A 22,714-nucleotide genomic window follows, 5' to 3' on the forward strand; every position below is an offset into this window, starting at 1 on the left:
TTTCCACAATGGGAGACACCGGCAGGGTTACCGTGCAAATTTCGGCCGATCTGATGAAGGTATTCGTCATCGTGGCCAAGGATGACGACAAGCCCGTCACGATGGATGAAGCGCTCGCGGCGATCAAGGGGCAGGGCGTGGTTGTCGCTGTGGACAGGGACGCCCTCGACAAGGCGGTATCGGAGCCGGGTCTCAAGGTGCAGGTGGCCTCGGGGGTCGCACCCGTCAACGGCGAGGACTCGCAGTTCAAAATCGAGTTCGCCCAGCCGAACGGCAAACCGGATGAGGCCGCGGACGGAAGAGTGGATTTCTACGAGCTTCACATCGTGACCAGCGTTAAGAAGGGCGACCTCCTGGCGACGAGGATCCCGCCGACGGCGGGGACGGACGGCATAAACGCGAAGGGTGAACCAGTACCGGCGAAACCCGGCAGGCTCAAGCCGTTGCCGGGCGGCAAGAACACGGCCGAATCGGAGACCGGCGACCAGCTATTCGCCGCGATCGATGGCCAGGCGGTGGTGGACAGGGCCGGGAAGATCACCGTGTCCCCCGTCTATACTGTCAGCGAGGACGTCGACTTCTCGACCGGTAATGTGGATTTCATAGGCAGCGTGAAGGTGTCCGGTTCGATATGCGCCGGTTTCAGCGTGAAGGCCGGGGTCAACGTCGAGGTTGGGGCCTCGTGCGAGGCGCTGCTGTGCAACGCCGGCGAGGACGTGGTGGTAAGGGGAGGAATACAGGGGGGCAGGCGACAGGGTAGGGTCGTTGCAGGCCGCGACATCCACGCGCGGTTTGCGGAAAACGCGTTGATGGACGCCGGCCGCGACGTGCTGGTGGGAGAGGCCATCCTCCACTCCACGGTCAATGCCGGGCGCAAGGTTGTCGTGAGGGGGGGCAAGGGCCTCATCTCCGGCGGCGTCATCACCGCCGGTGAAGAGGTATCCGCCAGAGTAATCGGCTCAACACTGGCTACTCCGACCGAAATCCAGGTCGGGGTCGACCCAAGGACGCGAGACGACCTATCGGGGGCGTCCACCGCTGCCGATAAGATCAAGAAGGAACTGACCCAGGTGGAGCTCGCACTGAAGAAACTGAAGGAGCTCGAGGAGACGCTGCCGCCCGACAAGAAGGCGCTTATCCCGGTTTTGACGAGGCAGAGATTCGTCCTGGCTGGTGAGTACCAGCGCCAGGCTGACAAGTCAAAGTCCCTTCAGGAGACCCTTAAGGCCCAGCGCAAGGGGCGAATCCGGGCGGACATCATATTCCCGGGGGTCAAGGTGACCATCGGGGGCGCGGTCCTGTTCCTCAAGGACGAGATGAAATACGTTACCCTGGGACTGAACGAGGAGGGAGAGATCAGGGTTCGAGCGCAGTAGAAGCGGACCGGATGGGTCGGAGCAGTCAGGGGTGATGGACTGTGAGTATCAAGCCTCTAGATCTCCAGGCTTCCGTCCCGAAATCAGGCGAGGTCGGCAGGGTTGTAAAGATACAGCAGGAAGAGGGCCAGGCGAGGCTTTCCGACGTGGCGTCGTCATTCCGCGCGCTAGCGGAGAAGGCGCAGCGCCAGGTCAGGACCCCTCCTAAGGCCACGGGCGGCAGGATCGAGCGGGACAGGAGGAACGGGCGTCGCTGGCGCGAGGATCGGGATCAGGCCGGGGAAGCCGAGCTGGCGGATAGCGCGGGCAGCGCAGCCGAGGCCGCGCCCGGACCTGCCAGGGACCCGCGGAAGGGCGAGCTACTCGACCTCCTCCTTTGATTGCCGTTCCGAATTGTGGTATACTTACAGGCGGCCAAGAGGCCAGAACGCACGCCCTCAGCGCCGTTGGTGCTCCCCGCGAGGGAGTCAGGGGGCGGAGGCAAACCGCGGAGGTGTATGAATAGTGTCCGTGATATCCATGAAGCAGCTCCTCGAGGCAGGGGTCCACTTCGGGCACCAGACCCGCAGGTGGAATCCCAAGATGAAACCGTACATCTTCACCGAACGGAACGGGATCTACATCATAGACCTGCAGAAGACGGTGAAAATGCTCGAGGAGTGCTATAATTTCGTGAGGGACGTATCGTTCCAGGGCGGACGGGTGATGTTCGTCGGGACCAAGAAGCAGGCCCAGGAGGCCGTGGCCGAAGAGGCGAGCAGGTGCGGGCAGTTCTACGTCAACCAGCGCTGGCTCGGCGGCATGCTGACGAACTTCCAGACGATCAAGCGCAGGATGGACAGGCTGCTGCAGCTCGAGGAAATGGTGGAATCGGGCTACATCGAGAGGCTTCCCAAGAAGGAAGTCAGCTCGCTCATGCACGAGAAGGATAAGCTCACGAAATACCTCGGCGGCATCAAGGGCATGAAGGACCTGCCCTCGGCGATATTCATCGTGGACCCGCGCAAAGAAAGGATCGCGGTGGCCGAGGCAAGGAGGATGAAGATCCCGATAGTCGCGATCGTAGACACTAACTGCGACCCGGACGAAATCGATTACATCATCCCGGGCAATGACGACGCGATCAGGGCGGTCCGGTTGCTGACGTCCAAGATGTCGGACGCGGTGCTCGAAGGTAAACAGGGGGTCCAGGTGGTAGAATAATGGTCGGGGGCTGAGCGCCTGAGGGCGTAAAGGCCCCCGTTTTCAACATGGTCTACAGCTACGGGGGGCATCCGGGATGATAGAAGCTTCGGTGGTCAAGGCGCTCCGGGACAAGACCGGCGCCGGGATGATGGAATGCAAGAAAGCCCTGACGGAAACCTGTGGGGACATGGACAAGGCGGTTGAGTATCTCCGCCAGAGGGGACTCGCCCAGGCTGCCAGGAAGGCGGACAGGATCGCGCTCGAGGGCGTCGTCGACGCGTACGTGCACCTCGGAGGCCGGATCGGGGTGCTTATAGAGGTGAACTGTGAGACGGATTTCGTAGCGCGCAACGACGAATTCAAGTCGCTGGTCCACGACCTGGCAATGCAGGTGGCGGCGGCGAATCCCTCGTACATCTCGAGGGAAGACGTACCTGCCGAGGTCATCGAGCGGGAGAAGGAGCTCCAGAAGCGGCGCGCGCTCGAGGAGGGCAAGCCCGCGGCGGTGGTGGACCGCATCGTGGCCGGCAGGATGGAGAAGTTCTTCGAGGAGATCTGCCTCCTGGATCAGGCGTTCATCAGGGACGAGGACGTCAAGGTCGGTGACTATATAAAGCAGAAGATTGCGAAGACGGGTGAGAACATAAAAGTGGGCCGGTTCGTCAGGTACGCATTGGGGGAGACAAACGCCTGATGGCACTTGGAGGGTACCGGATGATTACGCCCAGGTATCGCCGCGTGATATTGAAGCTTAGCGGGGAAGCGCTCGCGGGTTCGCAGAAGACAGGGATCAGTCCCGAAGTCGTGGACATCATCGCAGTACAGATCAAGGAAATCGTGGACATGGGCGTCGAGGTAGCGGTCGTCGTCGGCGGTGGAAACATCTGGCGTGGCACGCAGGGTAGCGCAAAGGGGATGGACCGCGCGACCTCCGACTACATGGGGATGCTGGCGACGGTGATCAACGCGCTGGCGCTGCAGGACGCGATAGAGAAGCACGGTACGGACACGCGGCTTCAGACGGCGATCGAAATGCGGGAAATCGCGGAGCCCTATATCAGGCGCAGGGCGATCCGGCATCTCGAGAAATCCCGCGTGGTGATATTCGCGGCGGGGACCGGAAACCCATACTTCTCGACAGACACCACGGCCGCACTGCGTGCGGCCGAGATCGAGGCGGACGTCATTCTCATGGCGAAGAAGGGCACGGACGGGGTGTACGACTCGGATCCGAACACCAACCCCGGCGCCAGGAAATTCGACGAACTGATGTACATGGATATATTGAATCGCGGTCTCAGGGTGATGGACGCCACCGCGACGTCCCTCTGCATGGACAACGAAATACCGATGATCGTCTTCGACCTGAACGTCTACGGCAATATCAAGAGGGCCGTTTTCGGGGAGAATATCGGAACCTACGTGGGGAGGGACCGGAATGGTAAAGCAGGTGCTCAAGGAAGCTGAGGACAAGATGAAGCGGAGCGTCGATGGTTTCCGCAAGGAGCTCGCAGGCCTGAGGGCCGGACGCGCCACGCCTGCGATTCTCGAAAAGGTGACGGTGGATTACTATGGGACCCCCACCCCGGTCAACCAGGTGGGGACCATCACGGTCCCGGAACCCAGGCTGCTCGTGATCCAGCCCTGGGACAAGACGCTCATCCCTGCCATCAACAAGGCGATAATGAAGTCGGATATAGGTATCACTCCGGTGGCCGACGGTAACGTGATCCGCCTTGCGGTGCCGCAGCTCACCAGGGAGAGACGACTCGATCTGGTAAAAGGCATCAAGAAGAAGGCGGAGGAGGAACGCGTTTCCATCAGGAACATCCGTCGCGACGCCATCCAGGAGATCAAGGACGCCGAGAAGGACGGCGACGTGCCCGAGGACCAGAGCAGGAAGGGCCAGGACGACGTGCAGAAGCTGCACGACAGGTTCATGAAGGAGATCGACCAGGTCGTGGATGCGAAAGAGAAGGAGATAATGGAGGTTTGAGCGACGTCGACCTCGAGCGACTCCCCGGCATGAGGGCGGGGGTCGCGCGTGAGGCCGCGGAAAGGGCGGGGTTTACTGTGGTCGAGAGGGTGACCCGCCCGCCGTGGGGGGTGCGCGGTGACCTGGAAGCGCGGGTCCTGAGGGTCCGGCGGACCGGTCCCGCGACCATCGAGGTCGTCATAGCATACGAGCAACATCTGTTACAGGATTCACAGAAGCCCCCTCTCTGAGGGGGTTTTGAGTGGGAGGGGGACGCGGGATCGGTGCACGTTGCCATCATCATGGACGGGAACGGCCGCTGGGCTACAAGACGCGGGCTCCCGAGGCTGGCTGGGCACCGCCAGGGTGTCGAGGCGCTCCGGGGAGTGATTGAAGGGTGCGTTGAGGAGGGCGTGGATTACCTGACGCTGTTCGCGTTCTCAACGGAGAACTGGACGCGCCCGAGGCAGGAAGTTGACGGACTCATGTCGCTGCTGGTCGAGTATTTTCAGCGGGAGATCGCCTCGCTCGACCGGAAGGGCGTCCGGATAAGGGTTATCGGTGAGCGCCAGGGAGTGCGGGCAGACATCGTCCGTCTCATCGAGCGGGCGGAGGAACTCACCCGGTCGAACACGAAGCTGGTGCTTACGGTCGCCTTCAATTACGGCGGCAGGGCTGAGATATGCTCGGCGGCGAGGCAGGTGGCGCGCTTGGCGCGGGACGGCCGCCTGGACCCTGAGGAGATCGACGAGGCGGTCTTCGCACGCTACCTATATGCGCCGGACCTTCCCGACCCGGACCTCCTGATCAGGCCCAGCGGGGAACTGAGGATTTCGAACTTCCTTCTCTGGCAGCTGGCGTACGCCGAGATGTGGTTCACGCCGGCGTACTGGCCCGATTTCGGCAAGGAATACCTGCGCCAGGCAATTGCCGAGTTTCGCTTGCGGTCGCGCAGGTACGGCGGTCTTGATTCCCCGAAAGGGGTATAGTCAGCGTGCTCTCATTGAGAATACTCAGTGCCGTAACAGGGGGGCCGGCCGTGCTCGTGGCGGCCTGGTACGGCGGGATCCCCCTCGCAGTCGTGGTCCTGATTATATCGGTCATCGGTGCGGATGAGTTGACGCACCTTCTGCTGGCGCGGGGAATAGAGGTTTCTCGCGCGCTGGTGTATACCGGCGCCGTCGCGTGCGTCGGACTCGCGTACCTCGGCGACCCGTGGTACTGGGCGTCGTTCCCGGCGCTTGCCGCGGTGGCGTGTCTCGGGATACCGGTGGTCACCCACAGGCGCCCTGGACTTGTGGAGGGCGCGGCGTCATTCCTTTGCGTGATGTACGCGTCCTACCTCCTGGGGCACGTCATGCTCATAAGGCTGCTCGGTGGCGGTGAAAGGCTGCTGGTGCTGGTGATGGTCGTCACATGGGCCACCGACACAGCGGCGTATTTCGGCGGGATAAGGTTCGGCAGGCGCCTGATGTGCCCCGAGCTCAGCCCGAAAAAGACGTGGGAAGGCGCGGCTGCGGGTGCACTCGTGGGGGTTGCGGTCTCGGCGTCGCTCGGGGGGTGGGCGGGGTTCAACCTCGCCGTGGCGGTCGCGCTCGGCGTGGTGGGGACTGCAGCCGCTCAGGTCGGAGACCTGGCGGAGTCCGCAATCAAGAGATACGCCGGCGTCAAGGATTCGGGCAGGATAATCCCCGGGCACGGCGGGGTGCTGGACAGGTTTGACAGCCTTCTGTTCGCGGCCCCCGTGATGTTCTGGGTGTTCAGGCTGGTGGGCAGATGAGGAGTCTTGGGCTGTCAATCATATATAGCCTCGCGTTCATCGGGATATCGTACGTCCTGGTCCGCTTTGTGCTGGGGTTCGTGTGGCCGTTCGTCCTGGCGGCGGTGTTCGCGGTGATGATCGAGCCCGCGGTTAGCGGCATGCAGCGGTCGAGGGTTCCTCGCGGAATCGCGGTGTTGGTTTCGCTTTTTCTCCTGGTGACCCTGCTCGTCTTTGTAATCACGCTCGTTCTGTCGAAGTTCATCCACGAGCTCGCCGAACTGTACGACTCGCTTCCGGCGATGTACGCGTTGGCTGCAGACGCCGCCGCGAAGGCCGCTCAGTCCCTCAGGGAACTCGGCCGCGGGTACTCGATACCGGTGGATCAGTACCTCACGTTCCAGATCGAGCCGATCTACCGGGGGCTTCAGACCATCCTCGTGAACGTGCTGATGAGCGCCACCAACCTGCCTTCCCTGCTGTTGGGCTTCCTGGTGTCCATGCTGGCGGCGTTCTTCATGAGCAAGGACAGGGATGTTCTCTCGAGGTTCGCTACGGGGCTTCTGCCGCCCGAGGCGAGGGGCCGGCTGTACGCGGCCAACAAAGACATCATCTCCACGTTCCTTTCGATACTCCGGGCCCAGCTCGGGTTGGCCACGGTCACGGGAGTACTGTCGTGCGCGGGCCTCTGGCTTTTCGGGTTTGACTCACCCCTCGTGCTGGGGGCGGTGTGCGGGCTGCTCGATTTCCTGCCCCTGTTCGGGCCGTCGCTGGTTTACCTGCCGATGATCCTGTGGGGGATCGGGACGGGCAACGCGGGGATGGCGATTAAGACGGCGGTGGTGTTCGCGGTGGTCGTGGGTGTGAGGCAGATGCTCGAGCCGAGGATGATAGGGAAGGCCGCGGAGATGCACCCGCTGGCGAGCCTGTTCTCGATTTACGTTGGGGTGCGCTTGTTCGGGCCGCTGGGCTTCGTGCTCGGCCCGCTGGCGGCGGTGGTTCTAAGGGCGCTCATAAGATCCGGTTTGATGCCGGCGTTCAACGGGGGGCGCGGGGCATGATTGGCGTGGCGGTACTCGGATCCACCGGCTCGGTGGGCCGGCAGGCGCTGGACGTTATAAGGCGCCTGGGCAACCAGTTCAGGGTAGTGGGCCTTGCCGCCGGTCACAATGCGTCGCTCCTGATAGAGCAGGCTGGCGAGTTCGCGCCCGACCTCGTGTGCGTGGGCGACGAGGAGGCCGGTCGCTGCGTACGGGAAGCGGTACCTGGTTGCACTGCCGTCCACTGTGGGAGCGGCGCCGTGGAGGACCTCGCCCGCCATCCCTCGGTTGACGTAGTCGTGGCCGCCATAGGGGGTTTCGCCGGCCTTAGACCGGCGCTCGCGGCCGCGGAGGCGGGGAAACGGATCGCGCTGGCCAGCAAGGAGGCGCTCGTCGTCGCCGGGGGCCTCGTTCTTCAGGCAGCCGCGCGAAACGGCGCGCGGGTGATACCCGTCGATAGCGAGCACAGCGCGATTTTTCAGTGTATTGAGGGTCAGCGCTCGAGGCCGTCCAGGATCATACTCACAGCGTCCGGAGGGCCCTTCAGGTTGAAGTCAAAGGACGAGCTCAGGACCGTCACGCCGCAGGAGGCTCTCCGCCACCCGAACTGGCGGATGGGGGCGAAGGTGACGGTCGATTCGGCTACGCTGATGAACAAGGGACTCGAGGTGATAGAGGCGCACGTTCTCTTTGGAGTCGCATACGACGCGATTGACGTAGTGATACACCCTCAGAGCATAATACATTCTATGGTAGAGATGGTTGACGGGTCGGTGCTGGCGCAGATGGCGGCGCCGGACATGCGGCTGCCGATTTCCTACGCCCTGGCGTACCCGGACAGGGCGCCCGCGGGGGCGCAGAGGCTCGATTTCACCTCGATCCCCCCGCTGACGTTCGAGCGGCCGGACGTGGAGAGGTTTCCCGCGCTCGCGCTGAGCTACAGGGCCGGCAAATCCGGTGGCCTGGTGCCGGCGGTTCTCAACGCGGCCGACGAGGTTGTGGTCGGCCGCTTCCTCGGGGGCGCGATCCCGTTCACGGCCATACCAGAGGTGATCGGGTCGGTGATGGATGCGTTCACACCCGCGCCCGGCATTTTCGACCTGGAGGCCATCACCCGCGCCGACGCGTGGGCGCGCGAGCAGGCGGCGCGGGCCTGCGACCGAATTGAACTCAGAGAGGAACGTCGATAATGCAGTCTGCGCTGTGGGCGATACTCGGTATAGGTCTCATGATGTTCGTACACGAGCTCGGGCATTACCTGGGCGGCAGGGCGAACGGAATCAAGGTGGTGGAATTCGCCCTCGGGTTCGGGCCCAAGCTGTTCTCCTTTCGTCGCGGTGAGACTATGTTCTCGGTGAGACTGATCCCTGTGTGGGCTTACGCGGCGATGGAAGAACGCACGGACCCTCCGGGCAGGGGTTTCCTGGAGAAGAGCGTCCTCCAGCGGATGAGCGTGATGATCGCGGGCCCGGCAATGAGCCTCCTGCTCGCGGCCGTATTGTTCACTCTCATATTCTCCGCGATCGGGACTCCGCACCCGACAACCGTGATTGAGGAGGTCATGGCGGGGTACCCCGCCGAGGCAGCGGGGATCAGGAAAGGCGACAGGATTGCGGCGATAAACGACAAGCCGGTGAACTCATGGCAAGACATCGTCTCGGCGTTCCAGGGCTCCGCCGGTATCAGGACCAGGGTCACCCTTCTTCGCGACGGGCTCACGGTACACTCCGACGTGGTCCCCGTCAAGGGGGACGGGGGGAGGGGAATCGTGGGCATCCGGCCGGTCCTCGAAATGCGGACTGAAGGGATAGTCCAGGCGATCGGCGACGGGTTCAAGCAGACTTTATGGGTTTCGTCAGCCTGGGTCCGGCAACTCGCTTCGATCGTGATGGGAAAGGCGAAGCTCGAGATCGTGAGCGCCGTGGGGATCGGCCAGATGATCGGGGAGGCGTCGAGGAACAGCCTCGGTGACGCCCTGTTCCTGATAGCAGTGTTCAGCGCGGTAGTGGGCCTGGGGAGCCTCCTTCCGCTGCCGGGATTCGATGGTGGGCGACTGCTGTTCCTGGCCATCGAGGCAGTGAGGGGAAGACCCGTGGACCCCGACAAGGAGAACCTCTTTCACTTCATCGGGTTCGCGGTGTTGCTCGCGCTTGGTATAGTGATAATCCTGAGAGACATACAGCGGTTGATGGGATGAAAGGGGAAGGCGCCTTGGGACCGGGAACGCGACTCCGGGAGCGGCGCGCGGTGAAGGCCGGGGGGCTGACGATCGGTGGCAAAGCACCGGTGTCGGTCCAGGGAATGACCAAATGTGATAGCCACGACGAGCGGGCGCTGCGTGAGCAGGTGTCGCGCTTGGCCGGGGCCGGCTGCGAAATCGTCCGCATTGCCGTTCCGGACCGCGAGGCGCTCGAGCCGTTCGGCGCGGTTGCGCGGGAATCCCCGATCCCGGTGGTCGCGGACATCCACTTCGATTTCAGGCTTGCGCTGGGGGCGCTGGAGGCCGGAGCACACAAGATACGCATCAATCCCGGCAACATCGGGGAAGCCGGCCGCGTGCGCGCAGTCGCGGCCGCGGCTCTGGAGCGTGGCGTGCCCATAAGGGTGGGCGTGAATTCGGGTTCGTTGGAAAAGGACCTCCTGGAAGAGTACGGCGGGCCGACGGCGCGCGCGCTTGTCGAAAGCGCGAGGCGACACGTTGTGATGCTGGAGGATGCGGGTTTCCGGGACATCGTCATCTCCCTGAAGTCCTCGCGCGTCCCGGTAATGGTTGAGGCCTACCGGATAGCGGCGGGTGAGTTCCAGTATCCCTTACACGTCGGAGTCACCGAGACCGGCGCGGGGATGCCGGGGATCGTGAAGTCGGCGGCGGGAATAGGAGTGCTGCTCCTCGATGGGATCGGGGACACCATAAGGGTATCGCTGACCGGCGACCCGGTGCAGGAGGTGCTGGTGGGACAGCAGATTCTGGTTGCCGCCGGGCTGCGGAAGGGCAGGCCCGAGATCATATCGTGCCCGACGTGTGGGAGGTGCGCCGCGGACGTGGCGGCTGTGGCGGACGAATTGAGGCGCCGTCTCGAGGCGGACAAGCCCGACCTGACGGTGGCCGTGATGGGCTGCGAGGTCAACGGGCCCGGCGAGGCCAGAGAGGCCGATGTCGGGATTGCGATCGGGAAGGGCCGTGCGGCCATATTTATCGACGGAGAGGTGTTCAAGTCGGTGCCTCTTGACCGGGTGGTGGACGAACTGGTGTCGGCGGTGAGAGAGCGCGCGGCGAGGCGGGCTGTCAGCGAGGGCTGTGGCTTCGGCCGCAGCGGCGCGGCTGGGGGGCCCGGAGCGTGAGGGTCGTTGCGATTGTGCCTGCGTACAATGAGGAGAAAACAGTTGGAAACGTGATCGAAGTCCTGAGGAGCCTGGACCGGATAGACGAGGTCGTGGTGGTGTCGGACGGCTCGCGGGATTCCACGGCCGAGGTCGCGCGCCGCGCGGGGGCCACCGTGCTGGAGCTCCGCGACAACGTCGGGAAAGGCGGGGCCATGAAGACCGGGATAGAGAGTACGACCGCCGGCGTATTCCTGTTCCTCGACGCCGATCTCATCGGACTTGCGGAGGAACACGTTACCGCCCTGATTGCTCCCGTGGTAGACGGGTCCGCTGACATGACAGTAGGCATCTTTGAACGGGGCAGGGCGGTCACGGATATCGCCCAGGTGGTCGCCCCGCAGCTATCGGGACAGCGCGCTGTGAAGGCGAAGGTACTCTCGGACATCCCCGAGCTCGAGGTGGCGCGATTCGGCGTCGAGATAGCGCTCACGAGATACGCAAAACACGAGGGGATCCGCGTGCTGGAGGTGCCCCTGAAGGGCCTCACGCACGTGATGAAAGAGGAGAAGATGGGCCTGTCGAAAGGGTTCGTGGCGCGTATGAAAATGTATTGGGACATAATCAGGGCTCACGCGGCGAACAGGGACTGAGATGGACGAGCTGGCGGTCCTCACTCGAATAGGGATTGCGGCCCTGCTGGGGGCCGCCGTTGGCTTCGAGAGGGAGCGGGTCAACAGGGCGGCGGGTCTCAGGACGCACATCCTGGTCTGCGTCGGGGCGGCGCTCGTCATGATAGTCTCGATCAGCATGTCGCTTTCATACCCGGGGTCGGATCCGTCCCGGATAGCCGCGCAGGTGGTGACGGGGGTCGGCTTCCTGGGCGCGGGGACGATAATGCGAGAAGGGGCCAGCGTACGAGGCCTGACGACCGCGGCTGCGCTGTGGGTGGTCTCTGGTCTCGGGCTTGCGGCTGGAGCGGGCATGTACGTGGCCGCGACGATAGCCGCCGCAGCCGTCCTGGCTGCGTTGCACTTCCTGCCGCCCCTGGAGCGGAGGATTGCCAGGCGCGAGGGAACGGTGTTCGTGAGGATGGAGGATAGGCCGGGACAGCTTGGAAACGTCGCGTGCGTGCTAGGCAGGCACGGGATCGACATCAGGCACGTGGAGATCGAGCCGGGGGACGACGGAACGGTGGAGGTCTCGTTCCGCGCGCGTTTTCAGGGCGGATTCAAGACCGAGGAGGTTGCGTCGGACCTCGCGGCGATTGACGGGGTCAGGTCGGTCGAGATACCGCGAGGCTGAGCGACGCCGGCCACGTTGCTTGCATGGGTTTTTTCATTGTGGTATACTTCTAGCAGAGATTGGGTTTTATCGGATGTAGCGAGGCAGAGTGGGTTGAACGACCCACTATTTGTTTGGACTGGAAAACGGGGTCAATTGGAGCGGGTGTGTGATCGAGTGAAGATCAGGGACGTGGAGAAGGCGCTTGAAGATCTGGCGCGGCCGATCGTCCAGGGGATGGGCCTGTCGCTCATCGAGGTGAGGTTGGCGAGGGAAGGCCCCAGGTGGGTCCTTCGCGTTGTAATCTACAGGCCGGAGGGTGTCGGCCTCGAGGACTGCGAAAAGGTCAGCGAGCGTCTTTCGCCGGTCCTCGACGAAGCCGACCTGATCGAGACGAGCTACAGCCTCGAGGTTTCGTCGCCTGGCCTCGAGCGCGTCTTTCGCAGGCTTGAGGAGTACGAGGTGTTCAAGGGACACCGCGTGTACGTGTCGACCTACGCGCCCGTCGAAAGGGCTGGCAGGGAGATCCGGGGGGCGCTCGGTGGCCTCGTGCGCGACGGGGCGAACGGCGTCGACTCGGTGAGGGTCGTGCTGGACGACGGTGAAGAGGTAGTCATCCCTCTGAAGAACGTTGCGAAGGCCAGGCTGGACGAGGTGGATTTCCTACCGGCCGCAAAGAGGGGAGGCCGAAGACGTGAACGCTGAGTTCATCACCGCGATCGACGAGATCGAGAAGACCAAGGGAATAGCGAAGGACGTGCTTCTGGAGGCGATCGAGGCCGCGCTGATATCGGCGTACAGGAGGAATTTCGGGTCGTCCCAGAACGTTCGCGTTCACATAGACAGGGAGACCGGCGAGATCAGGGTATTCTCCCGCCGGGTGGTCGTCCCCGAGGTAACCGACCCGCGGCTCGAGGTCTCACTGGGCGAGGCCCGGGAACTCGACCCCAACTACCAGGAGCACGACGTGGTCGAGACGGAGGTCACGCCGAAGGACTTCGGGCGCATAGCGGCGCAGACCGCCAAACAGGTGGTTGTGCAGCGCATCCGCGAGGCGGAGAGGGGTATCATCTACGAGGAGTTCTCCAGCCGTGAGGGCGACATCGTCACCGGTATCGTGCACAGGCAGGAGAACAGGAACATCATGATCGACCTCGGGAAGGCCGAGGCCGTGCTTGCCCCGAACGAGCAGATCCCCGGCGAGCTGTACAGGCAGGGGGAGCGCCTCAAAGCGTACATCCTCGAGGTGAGGAAGACCACCAAGGGGCCGCAGATCATGGTTTCGAGGACCCACCCCGGGCTGCTCAAGCGGCTGTTCGAGTTCGAGGTGCCGGAGATCCACGATGGCGTCGTCGAGATCAAGGCGATAGCGCGCGAGGCGGGGTCACGGTCGAAGGTCGCCGTGTGGTCCAGGGACGACGCAATCGACCCCGTGCGCGCGTGCGTTGGGCCGAAGGGCGTTCGCGTGCAGGCGGTGGTCAACGAGCTCAAGGGCGAAAAGATGGACATCGTCCGCTGGTCGCCGTATGTCGAGGAGTTCATCGCCAACTCGCTGAGCCCCGCGAAGGTTGTCACGGTGCAGATTAACGAGGAGGGCAAAGTCGCGCGGGTCATAGTCCCCGACTACCAGCTCTCTCTCGCCATCGGGAAAGAGGGGCAGAACGCGCGCCTCTCCGCGAAGCTCACAGGCTGGCGGATCGATATAAGGAGCGAGTCTCAGATTGCGGCCGCGCAGGAACGCGATGAGATGGCCGCCGATGTGTACGGCGCCGGTGGAAGCGACGCGGTTGAGGGAGACGGGGCTCCGGCAGGTGACCACGAGGACCTCGGACCTGGCGACGGCGTTCCCGAGGAGGGCGACGGCCGCGACGGGGGGGTGTAACGGTTGGGCAAGCAGGTATTTAAGCCCAGGAAGGTACCCCAGAGGACCTGTGTGGGTTGTCAGAGTGTCAAGGCCAAGAAGGAACTCATCAGGATCGTCAGGACTCCTGACGGGATAATTGACGTGGACGCGACCGGCAAGAAGTCCGGTCGAGGGGCGTACCTGTGCGCAGACTCCGCATGTCTGGACAAGGCCGTCAAGGGGAAGCGCCTGGAGAAGGCTCTGGGCGTTGCAGTGGATGGTGAATTGATCGACAGGGTTCGTGGACTTCTCCAGCGCCCCTCAACCAAGCCGGAGGTGAAGTGATGAACGAAAAGATCAGAGTTTACGAGCTAGCGAAAGAGATGCTCGTTGATAGCAAGGTCGTACTCAAGGTGCTCAGCCAGCTCAGCGTGGAAGCGAGGAACCACATGAGCACGATGGACGCTGAGACCGCGCAGAAGGTCAGGGATGTCCTGACCGGAAAGCTGAAGCTCCAGAAGACGAAGAAGGAGCGGGTCGAAAAGCCGGCTCAGCAGCCGGTTCGACCCCCGATACCCAGACCGGCGCCCAGGCCCGTCGAAATGGACGCGCCACCGAGGCCTCCGGCGCAGGGTAAGGTGATAGGTAAGGGCCCGGTGGCGAGGCCGTACTCGAGGCCGCCACAACACGGGGGGCAGTATCCGGCTCAGCAGCGCCCGCCGATAATCAGGCCGGCGGGTCCGGCCGCGAGGCCCGCGTTTCCGCAGGGGGCACCGCCGCAGGCCGCCGGACCAGGAGCCGGTGTTGCACGGGTTCCGCCGAGGCCTGCGAGCGCGTTGCCGGGCACACCCTCAAAGCCCGCCGGTGGGGCTGTGACTCCGCAAAGGACGGGCGGGTTCCCCGCGTATCCGGCGGGCGGACAGGCGAGACCTGGCGTCGTGAGGCCGCCGGCCGCCACTGGTCCGGTGCGTCCGGCGCAGGCACCCCAGCCACCGCTCCCGCCGCAGAGGCCACCGGCGGCGCCGGCTCAAGGCGCCCAGGGTCCGGCGGCGCAGCAGCAGCCGAGGCCCGCGCGGCCTGTAAGGCCGTTCCAGGCTGGCGCTCCGCAGCGTCCGCAGCCGAGGGAGGGCATGCGCCCGTCATTCCCTGGTGGTGGGCCCGGTGCAGGCGGCCAGAGGCCGGCGGGTGGATCGTTCGTTCAGGGAAGACCTGGGCCAAGGCCTGGTGGGTTCCAGCCGGCGCAGAGGCCGGGGGCCCCGCGACCGCAGCCGGGCTACGGTGGACCGAGACCCGGGGCGGGACCGAGACCCACATTCGGGCCGGGCGCGGGCGGACAGAGACGACCGGGTGGCCCGGGAGGTCCTGTGCAAGGACCGCAACGGCCCCAGCAGGGTCAGAGAGGCCAGAAGAGGCGAGACTACCATGGTGGAAGATCCGGCGGCGGGGACCGCAGGACTCCCGGATTCCGCGAGGGGCTCCTCACGAGTCGTCCTCCGAGGATGGGTGGAGGCGCGCAGCCCAGGCCGGTGCCCAGGGGACCGAGAGCGGTGAGCCTCGAGGGACCGCTCATGGTCAAGGAACTCGCGATGAAGATGGGGATCACCGCCGCAGAGGTGATCAAGAAGCTTATTTCGCTCGGCGTGATGGCCGCCATCAACCAGCAGATCGACGTTGAGACGGCTACCATCGTGGCCCAGGAAATGGGATACGAGGTGACCGTGAAGACGCCCGAGCTCAGCAAGGAGGAACTCCTCGAGGCCGAGCTGGATAAGGAAGACGCCGCCGAGGACCTGAAACCCAGGCCGCCCGTGGTGACGGTTATGGGTCACGTCGACCACGGTAAGACTTCGCTCCTGGACGCGATCAGGAAGACCAAGGTGGCGGCGGGAGAGGCGGGCGGCATAACTCAGCACATCGGCGCCTCGGTTGTGGACTGGAAGGATCGGAAAGTTGTATTTCTGGACACTCCGGGCCACGAGGCGTTCACCGCCATGAGGGCGCGCGGCGCAAAGGTTACGGACATAGCGGTACTCGTGGTGGCGGCGGACGACGGCCCGATGCCGCAGACCATCGAGGCCATGAACCACGCCCGCGCTGCGAAGGTCCCGGTTATCGTGGCGATAAACAAGATGGATAAGCCGGACGCCAGGCCGGACATGGTGAAGCAGAAGCTGTCGGAACAGGGTCTGGTCCCGGAGGAGTGGGGCGGCGATACCGTGTACGTCCCCGTCTCCGCGAGGCAGGCAACTGGCCTCGACCAGCTGCTCGACATGATACTGCTCGTGGCCGACGTCCAGGAATTGAAGGCGAACCCGGAGAAGCGCGCGGTGGCGACAGTGGTCGAAGCGCAGCTCGACAAGGGCCGCGGTCCCGTGGCCACGGTGCTGGTGCAGTCGGGCTCGCTGAGGGTTGGAGACTGTGTGGTGACAGGGTCGGCGTACGGGCGCGTACGCGCGATGACGGACGACCGCGGGAGGCGCGTGAAGAAGGCGGCGCCGTCCATGCCGGTCGAGGTTACGGGGCTTTCGGAGGTACCCAACGCCGGAGACGTCCTTCAGGTTGTCGAGGACGAGAAGACTGCCAAGGAAGTCGCCACGTCGAGAGCGGCAAGGAGGAGGGCATCGGAGCTCCAGGTGTCGAGCAGGATGAGCCTCGAGGACCTGGCGAACCGGGTCAAGGAAGGCGAGGTCCAGGAGCTCAAGCTCATTGTGAAGGCCGACGTGCAGGGGTCGTCCGAGGCGCTCAAGCAGGCGTTTGACAAGCTGGACATGAAGGAAGTGCGGATATCCATTATCCACAGCGGTGTCGGCGGAATAACCGAATCCGACGTCATGCTGGCCGCCGCGTCAGGCGCTATCATAATCGGGTTCAACGTCCGACCGGACAGCAACGCCAGGCACGTGGCGGACGAGCAGAAAGTGGACATAAGGACCTACCGTATAATCTACGAGGCCGTGGAGGACATCCAGGCGGCGATGAAGGGCATGCTGAAGCCCAAGCTCAAGGAGACCGTCCTCGGCAGGGCGGAGGTCAGGCAGCTTTTCCGCATCCCGAAGATCGGCACTGTGGCGGGTTGCTACGTGACCGAGGGGAAGATCACGAAGGGATCTACCCTAAGGGTCGTTCGCGACGGCGTAGTTGTCCACGAGGCCCCCGTCGACTCGCTCAAGAGGTTCAAGGATGACGTGCGCGAGGTCGCGTCGGGGTACGAGTGCGGGATCAGCGTCGAGAGGTTCCAGGATGTGAAGGAAGGGGACATCCTCGAGGCGTTCGTGATCGAGGAGGTCAAGCCCGCCTGAGGAGTAGCGCGAGAGGGGACGCCCTTTGGTAGTAGGCTCGCTGAGGATTGAACTTACGCTACCGGGTAACGATTCTCTCAAAGGCAAGCGAAGGGTAGTAAGGAGCCTGGTAGATCGCATAAGGTCGAAATTCGGTGTGGCGGCGGCCGAGGTGGACTGCCTCGACTCATGGCAGGTGGCGTGCCTGGGTTTCGCGTGCGTCAGCAACGACGCAGTCCTCGCCAGCGACGTGCTGTCGAGGATCCTGCGGTGGGTCGAGGACAACCACGACGGTTCCGTCACGAATCATGAGATCAGGCTGGGCTGACAGGTTAAGTGCTGCGCGTTTTGCGGGGGGTTCGATATGTCGTTGCGCGGCGGACGTGTGGCGGAAGCGATGAAGGAAGAGATAAGCGACATCATCCACAACCACCTCAAGGACCCGCGGATTGGTTTCGCGAGTATAACAGGGGTGGAGGTTTCGGGTGACCTGAGGCACGCGCGGGTGTTCGTCAGCGTGCTGGGTGACGACCGGCAGAAGCAGGACACCCTTCGTGGGCTCGAGAGCGCGGTGGGTTTTGTCCGGTCCGAGATCGGAAAGCGCATAAGGATGAGGCATACGCCCGAGATCGTGTTCAAGCTCGACGAATCGATCGAACGGGGCATCCGGGTATCCAGGCTCATAGATCAGGAAAAGAGGGGCGGGCAGTGAAAGGCCTGCCCCTTCTGCTATCCGTATTCAGAAACGAAAGCGATTTCGTACTGGTGCCGCACGTCTCGCCAGACGGTGACAGCATCGGGTCGTGCCTGGCCCTGGGACTTGCGCTTGTGCGCAGGGGGAAGAAGGCGCAGGTCGCGCTGGACGAGGCGTTTCCATCGAGATACGGCTTCTTGCCCGGGGCAGTGGAAGTCCGGCCATCGTCGCCGAAGGTTGGGCGCTACATCGTGGTCACCCTGGACTGCACGGACCTGTCCCGGTGCGGTGTGCGCCCGGAACTGATCCAAGGGGCGTCCGCTATCGTCAACATCGATCACCACGTTTCAAACTCCTTTTTCGGGGACTACCAGTTGGTCGACAGCGCCGCGTCGGCGGTGGGCGAGATCGTGTTCGACCTCCTTCAGGAGCTCGGCTGGGGGATCACCGCAGGCGAGGCGACGTGCCTGTACACCGCAATAATAACCGACACCGGTTCGTTCAGGTTTGAGAACACCACCTCCAGGTGCCTCGAGGTATGCGCGTCGCTCGTCAGGGCCGGGGCCAGGCCTAGCAGGATCGCGGAAGAGGTATACGAGACCGCGTCGCTTCCGGCGACCGTACTCCTGGGGAAGGCGCTGTCGAGCCTGAGGCTGGACGACACGGGGCGCGTCGCGTGGATGACCATTTCTGCCGCGGACTTCGAGTCCGCAGGGGCATCGAATGAGGATACGGAAGGGATAGTCAATTACGCAAGGATGGTTGAGGGAGTGGAAGTCGGAGTCCTGTTCAAGGAGCTAGGAGACCGGCAGGTGCGCGTGGCGTTAAGGTCGAGACGGTCCGTGAACGTCAGCAGGATCGCCTCGCTGTTCGGAGGAGGCGGACACCCCCGCGCGGCGGGCTGTACCGTGGCCGGGTCCGTGGAAGACGCGTACTCGGCTGTGATCCCCGAGGTGCTCAGGGCTGTCAAGGAAATGGACAAGGCCGTGGGCGGAGTTGTTCGCGATGCGGCGGAATCCTGAAGTGCAGGGGGCGGCGATGCCCGTTGGACCCGACGGAGTTTTGAACCTCCTGAAGCCCCCGGGCATGACTTCCCACGACATCGTCTACCGCGTCAGGAGACTGGGTTTTCCAAAGGCGGGGCATACGGGGACGCTCGACCCCGGAGCCGCCGGCGTCCTGCCGGTCTGCGTGGGCAGGGCCACGAGGATATCCGAGTACCTCGGCGCCCTCGGGAAGGGGTACCGCGCCGAGATTACCCTCGGGGTTACCACGAGCACCGACGACGGTTCGGGTGCGGTAGTTTCCAGGACTGACGCATCTCAGGTTACGAACGACGATGTCGAGCAGGCCCTCGTGAGGTTCGTCGGTGAAATGGAGCAGGTGGCGCCGGTTCTTTCGGCAAAGAAGTTCCGGGGCGTCCGGTCCTACGACATTGTGAGGGCCGGTGGGGTCCCTGAGCGCCGTACGGTGAGGGTCCGTGTCTACGCCGCGAAGCTCGTACGGTTCGAACCCGGCGCGGTGGCGCGCGCCACGGTGGACATCTCGTGCTCCAGCGGGACATACGTCAGGAACATCTGCTCCGACCTGGGTCGAGCGTTGGGCTGCGGCGGGTATATGTCGTTCCTCCTCCGCACGCGAAGCGGCCCGTTCCGCCTCGCGGACGCGCTGACCCTTGAGGAGATGTCTTCAGCGCTGGAGGGGGGGCTCCCGGCTTCCGAGACTGCAGGTCCTGGTTGCGCGGGGGCGGGTCCGCTCGCCCGCGGCTTCGCAGGCATGGCGGAGGCGCTCTCGTTCATGCGCGGCGCCGTGCTGGCGGCGCCGGCCGTTGAAAGGGTATTGAATGGGCATGCCCCGTCCGTGGAAGACGTCCTCCGGTGGGTGAGCGCCGTTTCAACCCGGGCCGGAGACGTTGAGGGCGCCTTACCCGGCGACGAGGGGCTTTTCCCGGGGCTCGTGAGACTCATATCGGAGGAGGACAGGCTTGTGGGGATAGCGAGGGTTGACGGATCGCCCTGGAGCGAAGCCGGCAGTATCGCCCTCGAGAAGGTATTCCCGTGATGCCGTAGGCACGATGTCAGACGACACGCTCACCAATTCGCACGATGACGGACTGCAGGGGATCCCGCACGTCGTGTTCAACCTCGATGAAGCCGCCTCCGGCCCAGGGCCGAGGGCGGTGGCGGTGGGTTTCTTCGACGGCGTGCACGCCGGTCACCAGGCGATCATCCGCAGGCTCGTGAGCGAGGCGCAGGGAACGGACCTGCTCCCGACCTGCCTGACGTTCGAACCCCACCCGTTGCAGGTTGTGGGCAACGGCCCGGGTGGACCGCCGATGCTCACCACTCTGGAGGAGAAAGTCTCGATAATGAACCGCATGGGTGTTAGGCAGTGCGTGGTCGCGCCATTCACACCCGAATTCGCTGGGATCAGTCCTTACGAATTCGCGCGAGGGGTACTGAAGGAAAACCTCGACGCACGCGTCGTGCTGGTGGGGTACAACTTCACGTTCGGCAGCGGTGGAACCGCGACTGCTGAGGACCTCGGGCGGCTCGGACGGGACCTCGGTTTTCGGGTCATCATCGTAGAACCCGTGATCGTCTCGGGGGTTCCCGTGTCGAGCACTGCGGTGAGGCAGGCTGTGTCGCGCGGGGACATGGCGGCGGCCCGCGAGATGCTGGGAAGGCCCTATTCCGTCAGTGGGAGGGTTGTCCACGGGGACGGGAGGGGCCGCACGCTCGGGGTCCCGACGGCGAACCTCGATGTCCCGCCGGGGAGGCTGTTGCCCTTGCGGGGGGTATATGCGACGGTCGCGGTCGCGGGCGAATTCCGCGCGGCGTCTGTAACCAACGTGGGGTCGAGGCCAACGTTCCTTGGGTGCGCGGGTCCCGCGACGCCGCTACAGGGCGCGCCGGATGCGGGGCCCGGCGCAGTCCGGGTGGCCGTCGAGACGCACATCCCCGGGTTCTGCGGTGACCTTTACGGCCGGACGCTCGAGGTCCGGTTTCTGAAGAGATTGAGGGACGAGAGGCGGTTCGAGAGAAGGGAGGACCTGGTCAAGCAGGTGCTCGCCGACGCGCTGGCCGCGCTGGATCTCGTCTCACACGACACGCCGGGGGGAGGCTGGTCCGGTGACAGCGTTGAGGGCTTGTGACATCATCCAGAAGAAGCGTGACGGCTTATCCCTTGAAGCGGAAGAGATCCGGTTCATAGTCCACGGGTTCGCGCGTGGCGAGGTCCCCGACTACCAGATGGCGGCGTTCCTGATGGCTGTGTATTTCCGGGGAATGACACCGGAGGAGACCGCGGCGCTGACCATGGCGATGGTGGACTCGGGTGACACCGTCGACCTGTCGGCGCTCCCCGGCCGCAAAGTGGACAAACACAGCACTGGAGGGGTCGGCGACAAGACCAGCCTGGTGCTGGGCCCCATGGTGGCCAGCGCCGGCGCCCTCGTCCCCAAGATGTCCGGGCGCGGGCTCGGCCACACGGGTGGGACCCTCGACAAACTCGAATCCATACCCGGTTTCAGGGTGTCGCTCGGCCTGGACGAGTTGTTGTCGAACGTGCGCAGGGTGGGGATAGCGATAGCGGGTCAGACCGCGAGGCTGGTGCCCGCCGACGGCAAAATGTACGCGCTGCGCGATGTGACCGCGACAGTGGACAGCATCCCGCTGATCGCCTCGAGCGTCATGTCCAAGAAGATAGCCGGGGGCGCGGATGCGATAGTCCTCGACGTCAAGTTCGGGTCCGGGGCGTTCATGAAGACCTACGAGGGCGCGGTCTCGCTCGCCGAGGCCATGGTGCGCATAGGCAGTCTCGTGGGCAGGGAGACAACGGCAGTCATATCCTCGATGGAGCAGCCTCTTGGGGTCGCCGTGGGCAACGCCCTGGAAGTCCGGGAGGCCATCGAGACCCTCTCGGGGCACGGACCGCTGGACCTGCTCGACCTGTGCCTCACGCTCGGCTCGCTGATGCTGGTGGCAGCCGGAAAGGCGCAACACACGGCGGGGGCGCGGCGAATCCTGGAGGACGTTATCGCGTCCGGCGACGCGCTCCGCAAGTTCGCCGCGCTGGTTGAAGCGCAGGGCGGGGACCCCAGAGTAGTCGACGACCCGTCGATCTTGCCGCGTGCGCCGGTTATCACGGCAGTTGAGTCCACTGCGGCGGGTTACGTGGAGGGGATAGACGCCCTCGCGGTAGGAAGGGCGGCCATGGTGATGGGCGCAGGCCGCCAGACGAAGGAGTCACCGGTGGACCATGCGGTCGGCATTGTACTGCTGAAGAAGGTGGGTGACCCCGTGGAGGCCGGCGAGCCGCTCGCGTCGTGCCATTTGCGCGACCTGCCGCAAGCCGGTACGGCGTCCTCGATGGTACGCGCGGCGTTTCGCGTCTCGCGGGCGAAGCCGGTTCCCTCGAAACTCGTCCGCGCAATAGTAACGTGGCGGGGGGTGGAACCGGTATGAGCGTCGCTGCAAACGCCGCGCCTGCGGACCGGGGCACCCAGCCTGCAACCGCTGTTCCCGAGTTCAAGGCGCACGGCCGCGGACTGTCGGAATCCGAGCGGCTGCTGCTCGAGGCGGCGTTCCTTGCGAGGGAGAGGGCCTACGCACCCTACTCCGGCTTCAAGGTCGGGGCCGCCGTGATGTGCTCGGAGGGGCGCCTCGCGAGCGGCTGCAACATAGAGAACGCTTCGTATGGACTGACTGTCTGCGCCGAGCGGGTGGCCGTGTTCAGCGCGGTATCCTCGGGGTGCGCTTCCATCGAGGTGATCGCGGTAGTAGCTGACTGCCCCGAACCGGTAACGCCCTGCGGCGCGTGCCGCCAGGTGCTTGCGGAATTCGCGCCGAAAGCGGTCGTACTCATGGCGAACCTCGAGGGCAGGGTCGCCGTGTCCACGGTGGACTCCCTGTTACCGGGGGCATTCTCGCTCAGGTAAGGGATTCCTGATCAGCGTCC

General features: G+C 64.3%; 26 protein-coding genes. All 26 read left to right on the forward strand.

Features of this window, described 5'->3' with window-relative positions; genetic code table 11:
* The first annotated feature begins 8 nt into the window (after positions 1–8).
* The gene (locus tag HPY55_11535; protein NPV71255.1) at positions 9–1,376 is read left to right on the forward strand and encodes a DUF342 domain-containing protein; all 1,368 of its coding nucleotides are present in this window, start codon (positions 9–11) and stop codon (positions 1,374–1,376) included.
* Between the two features lie 41 nt (positions 1,377–1,417).
* Positions 1,418–1,756 (forward strand): hypothetical protein, encoded by a 339-nt coding sequence (locus tag HPY55_11540; protein ID NPV71256.1) that lies wholly within the window; start codon positions 1,418–1,420, stop codon positions 1,754–1,756.
* Positions 1,757–1,880: 124 nt separating this feature from the next.
* Positions 1,881–2,579: a 30S ribosomal protein S2 gene (rpsB, locus tag HPY55_11545; protein ID NPV71257.1), complete on the forward strand. Its 699-nt coding sequence runs from the start codon at positions 1,881–1,883 to the stop codon at positions 2,577–2,579.
* A gap of 76 nt (positions 2,580–2,655) precedes the next feature.
* Positions 2,656–3,255, forward strand: a complete 600-nt coding sequence (gene tsf / locus HPY55_11550) for a translation elongation factor Ts (protein ID NPV71258.1) — start codon at positions 2,656–2,658, stop codon at positions 3,253–3,255.
* A 20-nt stretch (positions 3,256–3,275) separates the two neighbouring features.
* Positions 3,276–4,028 (forward strand): UMP kinase, encoded by a 753-nt coding sequence (locus HPY55_11555; GenBank protein NPV71259.1) that lies wholly within the window; start codon positions 3,276–3,278, stop codon positions 4,026–4,028.
* Entirely contained in the window at positions 4,000–4,557 is a 558-nt protein-coding gene (gene frr, locus HPY55_11560; protein ID NPV71260.1) for a ribosome recycling factor, read from the forward strand. The genes HPY55_11555 and frr overlap by 29 nt, the downstream gene beginning before the upstream one ends.
* The gene (locus HPY55_11565; GenBank protein ID NPV71261.1) at positions 4,554–4,787 is read left to right on the forward strand and encodes a hypothetical protein; all 234 of its coding nucleotides are present in this window, start codon (positions 4,554–4,556) and stop codon (positions 4,785–4,787) included. The genes frr and HPY55_11565 overlap by 4 nt, the downstream gene beginning before the upstream one ends.
* A gap of 51 nt (positions 4,788–4,838) precedes the next feature.
* On the forward strand, positions 4,839–5,525 hold the full coding sequence (uppS, locus tag HPY55_11570; protein NPV71262.1) for a di-trans,poly-cis-decaprenylcistransferase: 687 nt from the start codon (positions 4,839–4,841) through the stop codon (positions 5,523–5,525).
* A 50-nt stretch (positions 5,526–5,575) separates the two neighbouring features.
* Positions 5,576–6,316 carry a phosphatidate cytidylyltransferase gene (locus HPY55_11575; GenBank protein ID NPV71263.1) on the forward strand — a complete coding sequence of 247 codons (741 nt, stop codon included), beginning with the start codon at positions 5,576–5,578 and terminating at the stop codon, positions 6,314–6,316.
* Positions 6,313–7,356: a sporulation integral membrane protein YtvI gene (gene ytvI, locus HPY55_11580; GenBank protein ID NPV71264.1), complete on the forward strand. Its 1,044-nt coding sequence runs from the start codon at positions 6,313–6,315 to the stop codon at positions 7,354–7,356. Before HPY55_11575 ends, ytvI begins: the two co-directional genes overlap by 4 nt.
* Positions 7,353–8,525, forward strand: a complete 1,173-nt coding sequence (locus HPY55_11585; protein ID NPV71265.1) for a 1-deoxy-D-xylulose-5-phosphate reductoisomerase — start codon at positions 7,353–7,355, stop codon at positions 8,523–8,525. Before ytvI ends, HPY55_11585 begins: the two co-directional genes overlap by 4 nt.
* Positions 8,525–9,532, forward strand: coding sequence for a site-2 protease family protein (locus HPY55_11590; GenBank protein ID NPV71266.1), 1,008 nt, complete (start codon positions 8,525–8,527; stop codon positions 9,530–9,532). Before HPY55_11585 ends, HPY55_11590 begins: the two co-directional genes overlap by 1 nt.
* Positions 9,529–10,677: a flavodoxin-dependent (E)-4-hydroxy-3-methylbut-2-enyl-diphosphate synthase gene (gene ispG / locus HPY55_11595; protein ID NPV71267.1), complete on the forward strand. Its 1,149-nt coding sequence runs from the start codon at positions 9,529–9,531 to the stop codon at positions 10,675–10,677. The genes HPY55_11590 and ispG overlap by 4 nt, the downstream gene beginning before the upstream one ends.
* Positions 10,674–11,309 carry a glycosyltransferase family 2 protein gene (locus tag HPY55_11600; protein ID NPV71268.1) on the forward strand — a complete coding sequence of 212 codons (636 nt, stop codon included), beginning with the start codon at positions 10,674–10,676 and terminating at the stop codon, positions 11,307–11,309. Before ispG ends, HPY55_11600 begins: the two co-directional genes overlap by 4 nt.
* A 1-nt stretch (position 11,310) precedes the next feature.
* Entirely contained in the window at positions 11,311–11,961 is a 651-nt protein-coding gene (locus tag HPY55_11605) for an MgtC/SapB family protein (GenBank protein NPV71269.1), read from the forward strand.
* Positions 11,962–12,177: 216 nt separating this feature from the next.
* Positions 12,178–12,645 (forward strand): ribosome maturation factor RimP, encoded by a 468-nt coding sequence (locus HPY55_11610; GenBank protein ID NPV71270.1) that lies wholly within the window; start codon positions 12,178–12,180, stop codon positions 12,643–12,645.
* Positions 12,635–13,822, forward strand: coding sequence for a transcription termination/antitermination protein NusA (gene nusA / locus HPY55_11615; GenBank protein NPV71271.1), 1,188 nt, complete (start codon positions 12,635–12,637; stop codon positions 13,820–13,822). Before HPY55_11610 ends, nusA begins: the two co-directional genes overlap by 11 nt.
* Before the next feature lie 3 nt (positions 13,823–13,825).
* On the forward strand, positions 13,826–14,128 hold the full coding sequence (locus HPY55_11620; protein NPV71272.1) for a YlxR family protein: 303 nt from the start codon (positions 13,826–13,828) through the stop codon (positions 14,126–14,128).
* Positions 14,128–17,082 (forward strand): translation initiation factor IF-2, encoded by a 2,955-nt coding sequence (gene infB / locus HPY55_11625; protein ID NPV71273.1) that lies wholly within the window; start codon positions 14,128–14,130, stop codon positions 17,080–17,082. Before HPY55_11620 ends, infB begins: the two co-directional genes overlap by 1 nt.
* Before the next feature lie 25 nt (positions 17,083–17,107).
* Positions 17,108–17,389 carry a DUF503 domain-containing protein gene (locus tag HPY55_11630; GenBank protein NPV71274.1) on the forward strand — a complete coding sequence of 94 codons (282 nt, stop codon included), beginning with the start codon at positions 17,108–17,110 and terminating at the stop codon, positions 17,387–17,389.
* A 36-nt stretch (positions 17,390–17,425) separates the two neighbouring features.
* Complete coding sequence (rbfA, locus tag HPY55_11635) at positions 17,426–17,773, forward strand: 30S ribosome-binding factor RbfA (protein NPV71275.1); 348 nt, start codon at positions 17,426–17,428, stop codon at positions 17,771–17,773.
* Positions 17,770–18,777 (forward strand): bifunctional oligoribonuclease/PAP phosphatase NrnA, encoded by a 1,008-nt coding sequence (locus HPY55_11640; protein NPV71276.1) that lies wholly within the window; start codon positions 17,770–17,772, stop codon positions 18,775–18,777. Before rbfA ends, HPY55_11640 begins: the two co-directional genes overlap by 4 nt.
* Complete coding sequence (gene truB / locus HPY55_11645; protein NPV71277.1) at positions 18,761–19,816, forward strand: tRNA pseudouridine(55) synthase TruB; 1,056 nt, start codon at positions 18,761–18,763, stop codon at positions 19,814–19,816. Before HPY55_11640 ends, truB begins: the two co-directional genes overlap by 17 nt.
* A gap of 13 nt (positions 19,817–19,829) precedes the next feature.
* Entirely contained in the window at positions 19,830–20,909 is a 1,080-nt protein-coding gene (gene ribF / locus HPY55_11650) for a riboflavin biosynthesis protein RibF (protein NPV71278.1), read from the forward strand.
* Positions 20,896–22,221: a pyrimidine-nucleoside phosphorylase gene (locus HPY55_11655; GenBank protein ID NPV71279.1), complete on the forward strand. Its 1,326-nt coding sequence runs from the start codon at positions 20,896–20,898 to the stop codon at positions 22,219–22,221. The genes ribF and HPY55_11655 overlap by 14 nt, the downstream gene beginning before the upstream one ends.
* Positions 22,218–22,694 (forward strand): cytidine deaminase, encoded by a 477-nt coding sequence (locus HPY55_11660; protein ID NPV71280.1) that lies wholly within the window; start codon positions 22,218–22,220, stop codon positions 22,692–22,694. Before HPY55_11655 ends, HPY55_11660 begins: the two co-directional genes overlap by 4 nt.
* Positions 22,695–22,714 lie beyond the last annotated feature (20 nt).

The organism is Bacillota bacterium (genome assembly GCA_013178305.1).
Taxonomy (GTDB): domain Bacteria; phylum Bacillota; class Sulfobacillia; order JABLXB01; family JABLXB01; genus JABLXB01.